At 59.5% G+C, this 15,130-nt stretch carries 14 protein-coding genes; 7 read left to right on the top strand and 7 right to left on the bottom strand.

The genetic code is table 11. The features are described from left to right. Positions 1 to 7: 7 nt before the first annotated feature. Together BM069_RS17960 and BM069_RS17965 are read right to left on the bottom strand one after the other, a co-directional pair. Positions 8 to 418, bottom strand: a complete 411-nt coding sequence (locus BM069_RS17960; protein WP_093325760.1) for a cytidine deaminase — start codon at positions 416 to 418, stop codon at positions 8 to 10. Continuing rightward, positions 415 to 1,425 (bottom strand): cupin domain-containing protein, encoded by a 1,011-nt coding sequence (locus tag BM069_RS17965; protein WP_093325761.1) that lies wholly within the window; start codon positions 1,423 to 1,425, stop codon positions 415 to 417. Before BM069_RS17965 ends, BM069_RS17960 begins: the two co-directional genes overlap by 4 nt. A 232-nt stretch (positions 1,426 to 1,657) precedes the next feature. Here BM069_RS17965 and BM069_RS17970 point away from each other — a divergent pair, with 232 nt between their 5' ends. Beyond that, positions 1,658 to 3,937: an NADP-dependent malic enzyme gene (locus BM069_RS17970; RefSeq protein WP_093325763.1), complete on the top strand. Its 2,280-nt coding sequence runs from the start codon at positions 1,658 to 1,660 to the stop codon at positions 3,935 to 3,937. A 66-nt stretch (positions 3,938 to 4,003) separates the two neighbouring features. Here BM069_RS17970 and BM069_RS17975 read toward each other — a convergent pair whose 3' ends face one another. Next, positions 4,004 to 5,239, bottom strand: coding sequence for a hypothetical protein (locus BM069_RS17975; protein WP_093325764.1), 1,236 nt, complete (start codon positions 5,237 to 5,239; stop codon positions 4,004 to 4,006). Between the two features lie 305 nt (positions 5,240 to 5,544). Here BM069_RS17975 and BM069_RS17985 point away from each other — a divergent pair, with 305 nt between their 5' ends. Next, a complete protein-coding gene (locus BM069_RS17985; protein WP_093325767.1) occupies positions 5,545 to 7,437 on the top strand; it encodes a propionyl-CoA synthetase in 1,893 nt (630 codons plus the stop codon). A 125-nt stretch (positions 7,438 to 7,562) separates the two neighbouring features. Here BM069_RS17985 and BM069_RS17990 read toward each other — a convergent pair whose 3' ends face one another. Continuing rightward, positions 7,563 to 8,324, bottom strand: a complete 762-nt coding sequence (locus tag BM069_RS17990; RefSeq protein WP_093325828.1) for an NAD kinase — start codon at positions 8,322 to 8,324, stop codon at positions 7,563 to 7,565. A 180-nt stretch (positions 8,325 to 8,504) separates the two neighbouring features. On the opposite strand from BM069_RS17990, the gene glyA reads away from it, so the two are divergent. The 3 genes from glyA (at position 8,505) to BM069_RS18005 (ending at position 11,893) form a co-directional block, all read left to right on the top strand. Continuing rightward, positions 8,505 to 9,797, top strand: a complete 1,293-nt coding sequence (glyA, locus tag BM069_RS17995; protein WP_093325769.1) for a serine hydroxymethyltransferase — start codon at positions 8,505 to 8,507, stop codon at positions 9,795 to 9,797. Between the two features lie 80 nt (positions 9,798 to 9,877). After that, positions 9,878 to 10,585 carry a class I SAM-dependent methyltransferase gene (locus BM069_RS18000; protein ID WP_093325770.1) on the top strand — a complete coding sequence of 236 codons (708 nt, stop codon included), beginning with the start codon at positions 9,878 to 9,880 and terminating at the stop codon, positions 10,583 to 10,585. A 120-nt stretch (positions 10,586 to 10,705) separates the two neighbouring features. After that, the gene (locus BM069_RS18005) at positions 10,706 to 11,893 is read left to right on the top strand and encodes a winged helix-turn-helix domain-containing protein (RefSeq protein ID WP_093325771.1); all 1,188 of its coding nucleotides are present in this window, start codon (positions 10,706 to 10,708) and stop codon (positions 11,891 to 11,893) included. 156 nt (positions 11,894 to 12,049) lie between these two features. Here BM069_RS18005 and BM069_RS18010 read toward each other — a convergent pair whose 3' ends face one another. Further along, positions 12,050 to 12,424: a hypothetical protein gene (locus tag BM069_RS18010; RefSeq protein WP_093325773.1), complete on the bottom strand. Its 375-nt coding sequence runs from the start codon at positions 12,422 to 12,424 to the stop codon at positions 12,050 to 12,052. A 74-nt stretch (positions 12,425 to 12,498) separates the two neighbouring features. Between BM069_RS18010 and BM069_RS18015 the strand changes: the two genes are divergently transcribed. Beyond that, positions 12,499 to 13,269 carry an alpha/beta fold hydrolase gene (locus tag BM069_RS18015; RefSeq protein ID WP_093325774.1) on the top strand — a complete coding sequence of 257 codons (771 nt, stop codon included), beginning with the start codon at positions 12,499 to 12,501 and terminating at the stop codon, positions 13,267 to 13,269. On the opposite strand, the gene BM069_RS18020 is transcribed toward BM069_RS18015, so the two are convergent. Both BM069_RS18020 and BM069_RS18025 read right to left on the bottom strand, forming a co-directional pair. After that, on the bottom strand, positions 13,270 to 13,458 hold the full coding sequence (locus BM069_RS18020) for a CTP synthetase (protein WP_093325776.1): 189 nt from the start codon (positions 13,456 to 13,458) through the stop codon (positions 13,270 to 13,272). Between the two features lie 127 nt (positions 13,459 to 13,585). Further along, the gene (locus BM069_RS18025; protein ID WP_093325777.1) at positions 13,586 to 14,326 is read right to left on the bottom strand and encodes a YbaY family lipoprotein; all 741 of its coding nucleotides are present in this window, start codon (positions 14,324 to 14,326) and stop codon (positions 13,586 to 13,588) included. 134 nt (positions 14,327 to 14,460) lie between these two features. Here BM069_RS18025 and BM069_RS18030 point away from each other — a divergent pair, with 134 nt between their 5' ends. Beyond that, a complete protein-coding gene (locus BM069_RS18030) occupies positions 14,461 to 15,114 on the top strand; it encodes a response regulator transcription factor (protein WP_093325778.1) in 654 nt (217 codons plus the stop codon). Positions 15,115 to 15,130 lie beyond the last annotated feature (16 nt).

Genomic DNA, 15,130 nt, shown 5'->3' on the forward strand with positions numbered 1-15,130 from the left:
TCGCCTCCTAGTCCCGATCCGCGTGGTCTGCGTCCATGTGGGCCGTCCCAAAGGCGCCCGGCAACAGCTCTGCCATGGTCATGCTCACCCGCACACCATCCAGATTGGCCAACGTGACCTTTGTGTCACCGCTCGCAGCAAACTCTGCCAGCTTTTGGCGGCACCCGCCGCACGGGCTCACCGGCTGCTTGCTGTCGGCCACCACAAAAACCTCGGTCAGGCGCAATTCGCCTGCCGCCACCATCGCCGCAATAGCGCCAGCTTCGGCACAGGTGCCTTCCGGATAGGCGATGTTTTCCACATTGCAGCCGCCATAAATCGTGCCACCCTCAGACAACACAGCCGCCCCAACCTTGAATTTCGAATATGGCGCATAGGCATTTTCACGCACCGCAAAGGCTGTTTTTTCCAAACTCATTGATCCGTCACTTTCGTCTTGAACGCCCCCGGCAGCGTGACTTCGAGCATCTCGATGTCCGCGCTCGGCTCGGCGTAGCGGGTTTTCATTCCGGGCGGGATAACAAAGGCGTCTCCGGCTTCCAGAGCAAACGGCTCGCGCCCCTCGCCCTCCAAAACCATCGTGCCCTTCATCACAAAGGTAAAGTGGATATCGGCGTCATGTCGCGCCCACTGCGGGCTGCCGTCGCCACGCCGGATCACCTGAACTCCGGCAACATCTTTGGTGTTGGCGGCAATCGTCGTGTCGCGACAAACAAAACCCGACAGCCGGAAATCGGCCCACTCGGCCCCCTCCGCCAGATTATGCACAAACCGTTGTCCGTCCCATTCCCGATCCGGCCGGTCAAAGAGCGTCGGCAGATCCATCTCGTGATCAATCTCGGTCACATGATCTGCCGGCACACCAATCTCGATCACTTGCAAATCATCGCTGGCCTCGCAAACGCGGTGCCGAATTTCGGGCGGCTGGATGAAACAGTCCCCCGCATTCAGCCGCCGCATACCGCCCTGATCTTCGTACAAAACATCGACCCAACCGTTCACGCAAAAGATCAGCTGAAACCCGACCTTGTGATAGTGCACCATATCCGGCACGGGCCCGCCGTCTGGTATGCGAATGTGGCTGGCGATCATCGCCCCGCCCAACCGGTCCGGCACCAGATCACGATAATGCATACCCGCGCGCCCAATCACCCACGGCGCCTGATCCGCCAATCGGCGCACCACAAAGGAATGCTGCACCTTTGGCAAAACCAACGGCGGGTTCAGCTCATCAATTTCCACCCGCGTGCCATTGGGCGCCACCAAACTGCGCGCGCCCTCGGCAAACCCCTCCGGATCGTCGGTCAGAATACGGATCGTTCCCGGCCCTTCGGGTGCGCCCTTTTCAATACGCAGCCGCAACCCATGGCCTGAAAACACAGCAACCGTCGGGTCGTCCGCCGGATAAATCATATCCATCCGCATTTTCAGCGTCTGAGTATAAAAAGGAATGTCATCCCGCAGCTCTTCCGTCGGAAGCCTTACCTCTGCCCGTATGTCCAATTCTGTCGCTCCCCCAAGTCATTTGGCCGAGAATGAAACCAAATGGTCAAAAATTCAAGATGCTGCCGTTGCGGCAGGATTGCCCATTTCCACCGCCAAGAAATTAGTTTAAGGCTGAACTATCTTCGAAAACCCCTGATCCGAGGTATCCCGAATGTCTGACAACCGCACCCAATCGCTCCGTGATGCGGCCCTGTTCTACCACGCGAATCCCAAACCGGGTAAGCTCGAAATCCGCGCGACCAAGCCGCTTGCGAACGGCCGCGACCTGTCCCGCGCCTATTCCCCCGGCGTTGCCGAAGCCTGCCTCGAAATCAAAGACGATCCAGCCAACGCCGCGCTGTATACAGCGCGTCAGAACCTTGTTGCGGTTGTGTCCAACGGCTCTGCGGTTCTGGGTCTGGGCAATATCGGCGCGCTGGCCTCCAAGCCGGTGATGGAGGGCAAGGCCGTCCTTTTCAAGAAATTTGCCAACATCGATTGTTTTGACATCGAGCTTGACGAAAAAGACCCCGAAAAACTCGCCGACATTGTTTGCGCCATGGGGCCGACCTTTGGGGCGATCAACCTCGAAGACATCAAGGCACCGGACTGTTTCGTGGTCGAGAAACTGTGCCGCGAGCGCATGAACATCCCCGTCTTTCACGACGATCAACACGGCACCGCCATCGTGGTTGGCGCCGCTGCGACCAACGCTCTACAGGTTGCTGGCAAGAAATTTGAAGACATCAAAATTGTCTCGACCGGTGGCGGCGCGGCGGGCATCGCCTGCCTCAACATGCTGCTCAAACTTGGCGTGAAACGCGAAAACGTCTGGCTCTGCGACATCCACGGTCTCGTCTATGAAGGCCGCACCGAGGATATGAACCCGCAGAAAGCCGAATTCGCCCAAAAAACCGATCTGCGCACGCTCGATGACGTGATTGACGATGCAGACATGTTCCTTGGCCTTTCTGGCCCCGGCGTTCTAAAACCTGAACACGCCGCCAAAATGACCGCCCAACCCATCATCTTTGCGCTCGCCAACCCGACGCCCGAGATCATGCCGGACGAGGCCCGCAAAGTGGCCCCTGACGCCATCATCGCGACCGGCCGCTCCGACTTCCCCAATCAGGTCAACAACGTCCTCTGCTTCCCGTTCATTTTCCGCGGCGCGCTGGACGTTGGCGCAACCGAGATCAATGACGAAATGTGCGTCGCTTGCGTGAACGGCATCGCCGAACTCGCCCGCGCCACCACCTCCGCCGAAGCTGCTGCGGCCTACAAAGGCGAACACCTCACCTTCGGCGCTGACTATCTGATCCCAAAACCCTTTGATCCGCGACTGGTCGGTGTGGTCTCTGCCGCCGTGGCCAAAGCCGCCATGGACAGCGGCGTCGCAAAGCAACCGATTGACGACCTTGAGGCCTATACCCACAAGCTCAACCAATCGGTCTTCAAATCCGCCCTCCTCATGCGCCCCGTTTTCGAGGCGGCCTCCAACGCGTCCCGCCGTATTGTGTTTGCCGAGGGCGAAGACGAGCGCGTGCTGCGTGCCGCCCAAGCGATCCTTGAGGAAACCACGGAAACCCCGATCCTGATCGGCCGTCCCGAGGTGATCGAGGCCCGCTGCGAACGCGCCGGCCTTGCCATCCGCCCCGGCACCGATTTCCAGATCGTGAACCCCGAAAACGATCCGCGTTATTTCGACTATTGGAACAGCTATCACCAACTGATGGAGCGCGAAGGCGTCACGCCAGATCTCGCCAAGGCCATCATGCGCACCAACACAACCGCCATCGGCGCGATCATGGTGCACCGAGAAGAGGCCGACAGCCTGATCTGCGGCACGTTTGGCGAATACCGCTGGCACCTGAACTACGTCGATCAGGTGCTCGGCAGCGCAGCGCTCTATCCGCACGGCGCCCTGTCTCTCATGATCCTCGAGGACGGGCCTTTGTTCATTGCGGACACGCAGGTTCACGAGCTGCCCAGCCCCGAACACATCGCCCGCATCACAGAAGGCGCAGCCCGCCACGTGCGCCGCTTTGGTCTGGAACCCAACATCGCGCTCTGTTCACAAAGTCAGTTTGGCAACCACCGTCAGGGCTCGGGCAAGCGTCTGCGCGAAGCCATTGCCATCCTTGACAGCCGCCCGCGCGATTTCTCCTATGAGGGCGAAATGAACGTCGACACCGCGCTGGATCCGGACCTGCGCGCCCGCATCTTCCCGCGTACCCGTCTTGAAGGCGCCGCCAACGTGCTTGTCTTCGCCAATGCCGACGCGGCATCTGCGGTGCGCAACATCCTGAAAATGCGCGCCGATGCGCTTGAGGTCGGTCCGATCCTGATGGGCATGGGCAACAAGGCCCACATCGTCAGCCAATCGATCACCGCCCGTGGCCTTCTGAATATGGCCGCGATCGCTGGCACACCGGTGACACACTACGGCTAAACAAAAACGCCCTCCTGACACTCAGGAGGGCGTTCTTTTGGTTGCGGCCTCGGAAAACGCCGCAGGCTACTGTCCTTCGACCTTCAAATCTTCCCGCAACTTCTTGTCCTTGCTGGGCCGCCAGATGAACTGGTCCAGCACATAATGGTGCATCTGAAACCCGAGCGTCAGCATGACGTAGAAGGCGATCCATGTTGTGCCACCAATCTCCAGAGGATCCCCCCAGACCGGCCCCACGGAACACACGTTGATCCGCCCGATCAAACACCCCAGCCCCCAGACCGGCAGCGAAATCGCAGCAATGGCAAAGGCGAGATAAATCCAGAAATTGCGCGACAGCTTGGCCGCAAACCCATAGGTCTGCTCCGCCTTTTCCGGCTCCCCACCGTATCGATTCTCGTTATAAAACCAAACAATCGCCAGATATTGCACGTCATGGTAAATCGTCACGATCATCGTGAACACCAGAAGGCTGGTGAACAACAGATGGCCCGAATAGCACATATAAAGATGCAGCGGCAGCACCGCCGCGAGAAACGCCAGCTTAGGCAAGGCGATCTTGTCCCCCTGTGAAACCCGCTGCACCTGCCGCGCCACAAAGACGCCCAGCAGCGCGACCACAATCACCACAGTCGCCAGAACAACCCAAAGCTCCCACTGCAAAGCTGCGACATACTCAAACCAAGACTGGCCAATCTCTCGCTCCGGAAACGCGGGACGCCCCTCAAGCCCCACACGCCGCCGCGCGCCGCTATGCTGCGCCAGAAACGCCACAAAAGGCACCAGCAAGCAGCCATAAAGCACCCAACTGTCAATCCGCGCGTCCTTGGTGCCGGTTTCGCCATTGACCCGATGATACAGCCGCAAAATGCCATAATGCTGGCGCGTCACATGCCAATAGGCCCAAAGGCTCACCACGATCATGAACCCGTACCACGGCGCCTTCCAGAAGGATGCCCCCATCCCCTGAAGCCCATAGGACACCAACAGTGTTACGGGACCGACGAGAAACACCCCCAAGGACAAAATCAACAGCCGCGGCATCTGTTTGCGCGCGGCCTTGTCCAAATAGGTCCGGCTGTAGGTGGCAAAGAAATGCGGCGTGTCCAGAACGATCACCCAGACCAGCCAGACCAAAATCATGTTCCAGCCCATCAGCAGGTAGATTCCGAAAATCAGCCACCCTGCCAACACCGATCCGATCAGAAAAATCAAATCGCGTCGCGCGCTGAACACCCAATTCATTTTGAAATACCGGTCCAGCCCGGCGCCCGGGCCCGGATGTAAATTTGTTTCTGTCATAGGTCTTCCCTCAATTGCCAAAACAATGGCTTGGCGGCTGCAAACCTGTCAACTGCGCCAAAGGCCACCTTCCGCTTTTCCCATTCCGCGATTCGCATATGGCCGGCTCACGGCTTTGCAACTTTGCAAACGGGCGCCAGAAGTTTGCGCCAATCCCGCCGTTTTCACCGCTTTGCAAAAATTTGCAGTCAACCTTCGCAAAGTCTGCAAATTTTCTGCGATAATCTGCCACGGGGCACGCCGCGCCCCTTGCCGCAACGGCACCTGCTCCCCTAAGCCTATAGCCAAGGAAGAGGAGATCCCCCATGTCGTACAAAGACGTCTATCAATCCTGGGAAGACGACCACGAAGGTTTCTGGCTGGAAGCGGCAAGCTATATCGACTGGGACAAAGCGCCCACCAAGGCGCTGACCGACAACGGCAATGGCATCTACGAGTGGTTTTCTGACAGCTTGGGCAACACCTGCTACAACGCCGTGGACCGTCATGTGGAAAACGGCCGTGGTGATCAGGCCGCCATCATCTACGACAGCCCGATCACCGGCAAGAAAGACAAAATCACCTTTGCCGAGCTGCGCGACAAAGTCGCCTCCCTCGCCGGTGGCCTCGCAGCCAAAGGTGTGACCAAGGGCGATCGCGTCATCATCTATATGCCGATGGTGCCAGAAGCGCTTGTAGCGATGCTCGCCTGCGCCCGCCTCGGCGCCATCCATTCGGTGGTCTTTGGCGGCTTCGCGTCCAACGAACTCGCCGTACGCATTGACGACGCCACCCCCAAAGCCATCATCGCCGCCTCCTGCGGTCTCGAGCCGGGCCGCGTGGTGCACTATAAACCGCTGGTGGACGGCGCGATCGAACTTGCCAAACACAAGCCCGAGTTCTGTGTGATCTACCAACGCGAAGAAGAGCGCGCGGACTTGATCCCGGGGCGCGATGTGGACTGGGTCGAATTTCAGGCCGACACACCCGAAGCCGACTGCGTGCCGGTCGAAGGCAACCACCCGCTCTATATCCTCTACACCTCCGGCACCACCGGCGCGCCCAAAGGCGTGATCCGCGCCTCAGCCGGCCACATGGTCGCGCTGTTTTGGACCATGGAGAAAATTTACGACGTCAAGCCCGGCGATGTGTTCTGGGCGGCCTCCGATGTGGGCTGGGTCGTGGGACACTCCTACATCTGCTACGGACCGCTCCTGCACGGCAACACCACTCTCGTGTTCGAAGGCAAACCTGTCGGCACCCCCGATGCGGGCACCTTCTGGCGCGTGATCGACGAGCACAAGGTGCGCAGCTTCTTCACCGCCCCGACCGCGATCCGCGCAGTGAAACGCGAAGATCCGACCGGCCAGTTGATGAAAGACTATGACCTGTCTGAGTTGCGCGCCCTCTTCCTTGCGGGCGAACGCGCCGATCCGGACACCATTCAATGGGCCTTTGACCACCTCAAAGTGCCGGTCGTAGATCACTGGTGGCAAACCGAAACCGGGTTTGCTATCGCCGCCAACCCGCTCGGGGTTGAGGAAATTCCGGTGAAAATCGGCAGCCCCTCCGTGCCGATGCCCGGCTATGACGTACAAATTCTTGATGAGGGCGGCAACAAAATGGGGCCCAACGAGCTGGGCGCCATCGCCATCAAACTGCCGCTGCCTCCGGGCACCCTGCCAGGCCTGTGGAACGCCGAAGACCGCTTCCGCAAGAGCTACCTCACCACTTTCCCCGGCTACTATGAAACCGGCGATGCAGGCATGATCGACGAGGACGGCTATCTTTATATCATGGCGCGCACAGATGACGTGATCAACGTCGCCGGACACCGACTTTCCACTGGCGGAATGGAAGAAGTCCTCGCCTCTCACCCTGACGTGGCCGAATGCGCGGTGATCGGCGTGGCGGATCAACTCAAGGGCCAGATGCCTGTGGGCTTTCTTTGCCTGAACGCGGGCGCAGATCGCGATCACGATGACGTCGTGAAAGAAGTCGTGAAACTCGTGCGCGAGAAAATCGGACCGGTGGCCGCATTCAAGCTCGCCGTCGTGGTGGACCGTTTGCCGAAAACCCGTTCGGGCAAAATCCTGCGCGGCACCATGGTCAACATCGCCGACAGCACGCCTTGGAAAATGCCTGCCACCATCGACGATCCTGCCATTCTGGACGAGATCACCGAAGCGCTCAAATCCATCGGCTACGCTGGCGCATAACCGACACTCGTGGGGGCTCTGCCCCCACACCCCCAGGGTATTTTGAGCCAGAAAAAATGGTTTTCTACGTTCCGGTTTTTACGTGCCAACAGCAACAAGATCTCAGAAGCCATAGGCCTTTGGGTTTAGACAAACTGCTCGCGGATAAGGCGTTCTTCCAACCCGTGACCGGGGTCAAACAGGATCTTATGCGCCACCGAGGGTTCGCTTCGGATTTCAACGCGCACTACATTTTCAAAGCTGCGGCTGTCAGCGTCCGCCATCACCGGCCGTTTTTCAGGCTCGACCACATCAAACTGCACCTGCGCGGCTTTGGGCAACAAAGCCCCGCGCCAGCGTCGCGGACGGAATGGTGCAATCGCAGTCAACGCCAGCACATCCGATCCAATCGGCAGGATCGGGCCATGAGCAGAATAGTTATAGGCTGTTGAACCGGCCGGAGTGCTGACCAAGGCGCCGTCACAAACCAGTTCCTCCATGCGCAACCGCCCATCCACGGTAATGCGCAGCTTCGCGGCCTGAGGACCGGCCCGCAACAAGGAGACTTCGTTGATTGCCAGCGCCGCGTGAACAGTGCCATCCGCGCAGGTGGCGCGCATCGACAACGGATTGAGAACCTCTTCCTGAGCCGCCGCCAGCCGCTCAGGCAGGTCGCCTTCCGCATAGGCATTCATCAAAAAACCGACGGTGCCACGGTTCATCCCGTAAACCGGCACATCCAACGTCTGGGTGTCATGAAGCGTCGAGAGCATGAACCCGTCACCACCAAGGGCCACGATCACATCGGCCTCTTGCGGCGCGCAATCGCCATAACAGCCGATCAACGCCGCCCGCGCGGTCTGCGCCACTGGGGCGCGACTGGCCAAAAAGGCGATTCTCTTTGTCATGGTACCTGGTCCGCCGAGATCGTTTCGCAGCCGCCCCAAAGTTTCCGAAGACGGCATATGTTTATCCACTGCACCATTCACGGCGCACAGACAAGGCATTACGTCGCTTTAAGACCTTCCGTCCCTCTCATAATTCCTTTAGCAAACGGCCAACGTGAACACTCATCTGGAGACGCCCCAATGACCACGACCCGCGACGCCGGCTTTTTCACCGAGGCCCTGTCCACCCGTGACCCCGAACTCTTTGCCTCGATCACCGATGAACTCGGTCGCCAGCGCGACGAAATCGAGTTGATCGCTTCCGAAAACATTGTGTCGGCGGCGGTGATGGAAGCTCAGGGCTCTGTTCTGACCAACAAATACGCCGAAGGCTATCCGGGCCGTCGCTACTACGGCGGTTGCCAGTATGTCGACGTGGCCGAGAACCTCGCCATCGACCGCGCCAAAGCGCTCTTTGGTTGTGAGTTCGCCAATGTGCAGCCCAACTCCGGCTCGCAGGCCAACCAGGGTGTGTTCACCGCGCTGCTGCAACCGGGCGACACCATCCTCGGCATGTCTCTGGATGCCGGCGGTCACCTGACCCACGGCGCGAAACCGAACCAGTCCGGCAAATGGTTCAACGCCATCCAATATGGCGTCCGCAAAGAAGACAGCCTGCTGGATTACAATCAGGTCCGCGAACTGGCGCTTGAGCACAAACCCAAGATGATCATCGCAGGCGGCTCCGCCATCCCCCGCCAGATCGACTTTGCCAAGTTCCGCGAAATCGCAGACGAAGTCGGCGCCTACCTGATGGTCGACATGGCGCACTTCGCAGGTCTCGTTGCCGCAGGCGAGCACCCCTCGCCGTTCCCGCACGCGGATGTTGCGACAACAACCACCCACAAAACCCTGCGCGGGCCCCGCGGCGGCATGATCGTGACCAACGACGAGGCCATCGCCAAAAAGGTCAACTCCGCGATCTTCCCCGGCATTCAGGGCGGCCCCCTGATGCACGTGATCGCAGGCAAAGCGGCAGCCTTTGGCGAAGCGCTGCGCCCTGAGTTCAAAGAGTACCAGAAACAGGTGCGTGCCAACGCAGTGGCTCTGGCGGATCAGTTGGTCAAAGGCGGTCTGGACATCGTAACCGGTGGCACCGACACCCACGTCATGCTGGTCGATCTGCGCCCCAAAGGTGTGAAAGGCAACGCCACCGAGAAAGCCCTTGGTCGCGCCCACATCACCTGCAACAAAAACGGCATCCCGTTTGACCCGGAAAAGCCGATGGTCACATCTGGCATCCGCCTTGGCACCCCCGCGGGCACCACGCGTGGCTTTGGCGAAGACGAGTTCCGCGCCATTGCCGACATGATTGTCGAAGTGGTCGACGGTCTGGCCGCCAACGGTGAAGAAGGCAACGCCGACGTGGAAGCCGCGGTGAAAGCCAAGGTCGCAGACCTTTGTGCCAAGTTCCCGATGTATCCGAACCTGTAAGACCACAGGTTTCATGCTATGCACGCCGTCGCAGGGTTTCCTGCGGCGGCGTTTCTTTTTTGACTATTTGGAGTTTTGCAATGACCGACGGTTGGAACACCTCCGCCCAAGCCTGGATCACATCCCAAGGTGAAGACGGTGATTTCAGCCGCCAGCACGTGCTCGACGCGCCGATGCTGGCCCGAGTTGTCGCCGCTGCGCCAACCGATGTGCTTGACCTTGGTTGCGGCGAAGGTCGCTTCTGCCGCAAACTCGCGCGCCTTGCCGGAACCGTCACCGGCATAGATCCCACCCAAGCTCTCATCACGCACGCACGCGCCCTTGGCGGGGCCCGTTATGAAACGGCCTTCGCCAAAGCTCTCCCCTTCGCGGATCACAGCTTTGATATGACCGTCGCCTATCTGTCACTGATCGACATTCCCGACATTCCCGCGGCCCTAACTGAGACACACCGCGTTCTGCGCCCTGGCGGGCGCCTACTGATCGCCAACCTCAACCCATGGACCACCTCCAGCCAGGCCCATGGCTATCCAGAAAAAAACGCAGACGGTTCAACCACGCTGATCATGGACCACTACCTCGACTGCTTTGCCTCTTGGGCAGAATGGGACGATATACGCATTCAAAACTGGCACCGCCCCCTGTCATTCTACATGACAGAACTGCTGGCTGCGGGCTTTCAACTCACGCACTTTGACGAACCCAAAGCCACTGGCGGCGGCCGCGCCGAAACCTACAATCGCGCGCCCTATCTGCATCTGATGGAGTGGCAGAAGCCGGACCAATAAGCCAAGCTTTCCCGCCATTTTACGACATGGCAACGCTGCCCCCCACAGGCCCGGCGCGGTTTTTTGGCGGGCCACCAAGATTGTTCTTTATTTGTTCTAAACGTCTTTCTAGGGTGCGGCATGGTTACTCGTATTTCCAACCGCGACGCGCGACGCCTTTGGCTTTTCAATCAGGGTTTGGCGGAATCCCCCACCGGCCCCGCCAATCCGCGGACCACAATCACACAGCTTGGGTTTGTCCAACTGGACAGCATTCAGGTGCTTTCCCGCGCCCATCATCACATCCTGTGGTCGCGCAACCAGAACTACCGCGAACCGATGCTGGACAAGTTGTTGGGTCAAGACCGCGCTGTGTTTGAGCATTTCACCCATGACGCCAGCGTCCTGCCGATCGAAACCTACCCCTATTGGCGCGCCCAATTTGAGCGTCGCAAAGCGCGCATGGATGCCAAGGGCTGGTTCAAAACCGCCCTGACCAAGGTTGACCTTGGCGAGATCAAGGACCGCATCGCCAACGAAGGTGCGCTCTCGACCGAGGCCTTTGACACCAAGATAGACGGCCCCAAGGAGATGTGGTCCCGCCCGCCCCACAAGCAAGCGCTGGATTACATGTGGTACGCAGGAGAGCTGGCAACCTGCCACCGGCGGAACTTCAAGAAGTTTTACAACCTGCCGGAACGTGTGATCCCGGACGACATCCGCGCAGCCCACGTGCCCCATGCCGAACAAATCGACTGGCTGTGTCAGCAAGCCGTTGCCCGCCTTGGCTTTGCCACCACCGGCGACATCAAACGCTTCTGGGAAGCCGTCGACACCGCTGAGGTCAAGAACTGGGTCACAGCGTCTAACCTGATCGAGGTCGAGGTTGAAACCGCCAAACGTCAATGGCTGCCAATGCTGGCCCCTCCGGATATTGCCCAGCGCATAGACGCCACTCCCGCGCCCACATCGCGCCTACGCATTCTCAACCCGTTTGACCCCGTGATCCGCGACCGCGACCGGCTCTCGCGCCTGTTTGGTATGGACTACCGCATTGAAATCTTTGTGCCTGCCGCCCAACGTATCTGGGGCTACTACGTCTATCCTCTGCTCGAAGGCGACCGCTTTGTTGGTCGACTTGAGGCCAAGGCAGACCGCAAGAAAGGCACGCTCACCGTCACCCGCCTTTGGGCGGAAAAAGGCGTCAAATGGACCGATGCCCGCGCCGAAAAACTCGATGCCGAACTTGACCGCATGGGGCGCTTCATCGGCACCCGGGACATTCACTGGTCTTGCACCAAACAGCCGGAACCCGCCCCCATCTCATGACTGTGCCTCTCAAGACCCCGCCAACTGGAACACCCTCTGGGCGACCGGATACAGGCCCGCCGACCAAAGCCGCTCACAGGACATATCAAGTTCAGTTTCAAGATGATTTCTGACTGTGGGTTTTCGCGACGCGCTGGCGCCTGACCGCTGTCGACCCTAGATAAACCCGTGCCAGCGCAGGAACAGAATAACCAGCGCGGTCAACACAATCAGATTGAAGCTCAACGAGCCCAACACATCCAGAATCCGGTCAATCCGCCGCTCTCGGCGGTCCACGGTCTCAAGATGCGCGGTGATCGCGTCAAATGCCTTTTCCACCCGCGCATGATCCATCTGCATCATCAACTTGGGATGCCCCGTCAGCCCGCGGGCCTCCCCGATCACCCGTACTTCCTTGTGAACCCAGTTCGGCACCCGCCGCCCGACCTTCTTCATCGCCTTCTCAAGCGAACGGCCACGCACGCCAAATTTCGCTTTCGCCAGCGCCAGCACATCCGCCGTTTTGCGATCAAGGGTCTCTGCATCCATCATCCCGTCTGTTTAGGCCCTCGCCGCGCAACACTCAACTCTGGAACCTGCGCCCTTTGCGTTCTATTGCTTGGCCCATGCTGAATGTGATCGACCACGGCCCCGCCGAAACCACCGAACCGCCCCTTCTGATCGTACATGGCCTCTTTGGCTCTGGCCGCAACTGGGGCGCCATTGCCAAACGGCTTTCACCGACCCGCTATGTGCTGGCCGTCGATCAACGCAACCACGGCAATTCGCCTTGGTTTGACAGCCATTCCTACGAGGACATGGCCGCCGATCTGGCAGAGGTGATTGCCCGCTATGGTGGCCCGATGGATGTGCTGGGTCACTCGATGGGTGGCAAGGCTGCGATGGTGCTGGCGCTCACCCGCCCCGAATTGGTCAACCGACTGATTGTTGCCGACATCGCGCCTGTGGCCTATGGACACGACCAGAACCAGAATATCGAGGCCATGCGCAGCGTCGACCTCAGCCGCGTCGCCAAACGCGCCGACGCCTCTGCCCAACTGGCAGAACGCGTTCCAGACACCACGCTGCAAAGCTTCTTCACTCAGTCGCTGGACGTGAAAGAACAGCGCTGGCGGCTCAATCTGGATGTGCTGGACGCCGAGATGTCCAAAATCCTCGGCTTCCCCGAGGTCCCAGGCGTCTTCGACGGGCCCACGCTTTTTCTGTCAGGCGCCAACAGCGACTACGTGATGCCCGAGCATCGCCCGACCATTCGCGAGAAATTCCCTAAGGCGCGTTTTGCCAAAATCACCGGCGCAGGCCACTGGCTGCACGCCGAAAAGCCCCGCGAGTTTATTGCCTCGGTTGAAGCATGGCTGGCTCACGCCAAAGCGTGATCAACTGCCGCGGCTATAAAGCTCTTTCGCCACATAGGCGCTGACCGGATAGCCGACGAGATATCCCATTACCGCCGCGATCAGGATGCCCCGCATTGTGTCAAAACCCGACACAAGCGCGACAATCACCGCGACACCGGCCAGAGTGGAGCCGATAAACAAATGCAGAATAAGACTCAGGCGCAACATGGCATTCCTCCAAGAAAGTAATGCCGCCACCTTGGTCTCGAGAGCGCCGCGTCACTTTGATCTCGCGCAAATATATTCAAGTTTTACTATTTGAATATCCGACAGTTTGATGTCGCCAGTCCATTTTTTACTGCGCCATCAGCCGAATGACTTCATTCCCCGCGCCATCAACAAGCGCCACACCGCCTTCGACGTCAAACCCCGCCACCCGCTCGAGCGCCCCAAAGAACGCCCGCTCCTGTGCATCAAGTGGTGCCGGACAGGCCATGCGCGTGCTCGCCAAAGGCCCAAAGCTCAACGCGCTTCCATCGACCGTGACAGACCCGTTGAACCGGTTGCACCCGCTTGAGCCACTCACCCGACCGTCTGCGCCAAATTCCATCTCCGGCACTGGACTGCCTTGCACCTCGACACCATCTATTGCCACCACCAGATATGACCCCAGCGTCAGCGCGTCCGGAACCGAGTTTTTTACCATCCCTGCCGCCTTTTCCAACATCACATCCACACGCTCCGGCGCATCTTCGGTCAAAGCTGCAAAAACCTGCGTTGTGCGCCATGCTACCTGACCATCCACAATGATTTTTGCCTGCACCGCATAGCGATGCCCCGAGCGCACCATCGCGCTGTCATAGGCCATACGATAGTCCACCGGCACCTGCCCCTCGGGCCGGATCACCACAGTCGCAAGCTCCTGCGACGGTGCATCCGCCAGCGAAATGTCCTGCAAGCTGACCTCAACCAGAGCGCCTTCCGGCATAGCGATCCTTTCGCGATACCCGACACTTCCTTCAAGATCGCGCATCTCCGCCGCTGCGGCGCTCACTATCGCCATGCATCCGACGACCAAGCCAACCATCTTTTTCATAGAAATCTCTCCAAATACCTGTCCTGAATCTAGTCACGTTGCCTCGCAACGCAACCATCCGCTACGACTTTAGCCTCCCTTCCAATCCCCGCCCGCTTTGTTAGGCTAGACACCAAACCAATCGCGCAGAGCCTATGCCAACCGCCAGTACCCGTTTCAAAACCGCCCTTGTCATCGACGATCACCCGCTCTTTTGCGACGCGCTGGTGATGACCCTTCAGGCCGTGTGCACCGTCGAGTCCGTGGCCACAGCCGCCAGCCTCGCCGAGGCGCTCACCGCGCTGGACAGCGTCACGCCCGACATCGTTGTGCTGGACCTCAACCTGCCCGACGTCAGCGGCTTTGACGGCCTGATCCGCCTGCGTAAATCCACAGATGCGGCGATCCTGGTGGTCTCCTCCATGGCCGACGCCCGCACCATCAACGCGGTCATCTCCGCCGGAGCGGCCGGCTTTGTGCCAAAACACAGCCAGCGCGACATGTTCGCCCGCGCCTTTGACGCCATCGCGCAGCAGCGGACCTTTGTGCCCGAAGACCACATGCCCGAGACCGACACCGCCACACAGGACGCAGTCGCCCGCCTCGCCAGCCTGACCACACAACAGTCCCGCATTCTGGAATTGATCTGCGAGGGCAAACTCAACAAACAAATCGCCTTTGATCTCTCGATTGCCGAAACCACGGTCAAAGCGCACGTCACCGCCATTATGCGCAAACTCGGCGTGCATTCCCGCACGCAGGCCGTGCTGATCGCCAAAGAGGCCAGTTTCGAAGACCACTTGCGCTAAAGACACTTACGCGCCT

Origin of the sequence: Shimia haliotis (genome assembly GCF_900114415.1) — a bacterium.
GTDB classification, from domain to species: domain Bacteria; phylum Pseudomonadota; class Alphaproteobacteria; order Rhodobacterales; family Rhodobacteraceae; genus Shimia; species Shimia haliotis.

What these genes read in the sequence shown, in the direction of transcription:
- BM069_RS17990 (WP_093325828.1), bottom strand. Translation starts at nt 8,324, where the DNA reads ATGACAAAGAGAATCGCCTTTTTGGCCAGTCGCGCCCCAGTGGCGCAG.
- glyA (WP_093325769.1), top strand. Translation starts at nt 8,505, where the DNA reads ATGACCACGACCCGCGACGCCGGCTTTTTCACCGAGGCCCTGTCCACC.
- BM069_RS18030 (WP_093325778.1), top strand. Translation starts at nt 14,461, where the DNA reads ATGCCAACCGCCAGTACCCGTTTCAAAACCGCCCTTGTCATCGACGAT.
- BM069_RS18010 (WP_093325773.1), bottom strand. Translation starts at nt 12,424, where the DNA reads ATGATGGATGCAGAGACCCTTGATCGCAAAACGGCGGATGTGCTGGCG.
- BM069_RS18025 (WP_093325777.1), bottom strand. Translation starts at nt 14,326, where the DNA reads ATGAAAAAGATGGTTGGCTTGGTCGTCGGATGCATGGCGATAGTGAGC.
- BM069_RS17970 (WP_093325763.1), top strand. Translation starts at nt 1,658, where the DNA reads ATGTCTGACAACCGCACCCAATCGCTCCGTGATGCGGCCCTGTTCTAC.
- BM069_RS18005 (WP_093325771.1), top strand. Translation starts at nt 10,706, where the DNA reads ATGGTTACTCGTATTTCCAACCGCGACGCGCGACGCCTTTGGCTTTTC.
- BM069_RS17965 (WP_093325761.1), bottom strand. Translation starts at nt 1,425, where the DNA reads ATGCGGATGGATATGATTTATCCGGCGGACGACCCGACGGTTGCTGTG.
- BM069_RS18020 (WP_093325776.1), bottom strand. Translation starts at nt 13,458, where the DNA reads ATGTTGCGCCTGAGTCTTATTCTGCATTTGTTTATCGGCTCCACTCTG.
- BM069_RS17960 (WP_093325760.1), bottom strand. Translation starts at nt 418, where the DNA reads ATGAGTTTGGAAAAAACAGCCTTTGCGGTGCGTGAAAATGCCTATGCG.
- BM069_RS18000 (WP_093325770.1), top strand. Translation starts at nt 9,878, where the DNA reads ATGACCGACGGTTGGAACACCTCCGCCCAAGCCTGGATCACATCCCAA.
- BM069_RS17985 (WP_093325767.1), top strand. Translation starts at nt 5,545, where the DNA reads ATGTCGTACAAAGACGTCTATCAATCCTGGGAAGACGACCACGAAGGT.
- BM069_RS18015 (WP_093325774.1), top strand. Translation starts at nt 12,499, where the DNA reads ATGCTGAATGTGATCGACCACGGCCCCGCCGAAACCACCGAACCGCCC.
- BM069_RS17975 (WP_093325764.1), bottom strand. Translation starts at nt 5,239, where the DNA reads ATGACAGAAACAAATTTACATCCGGGCCCGGGCGCCGGGCTGGACCGG.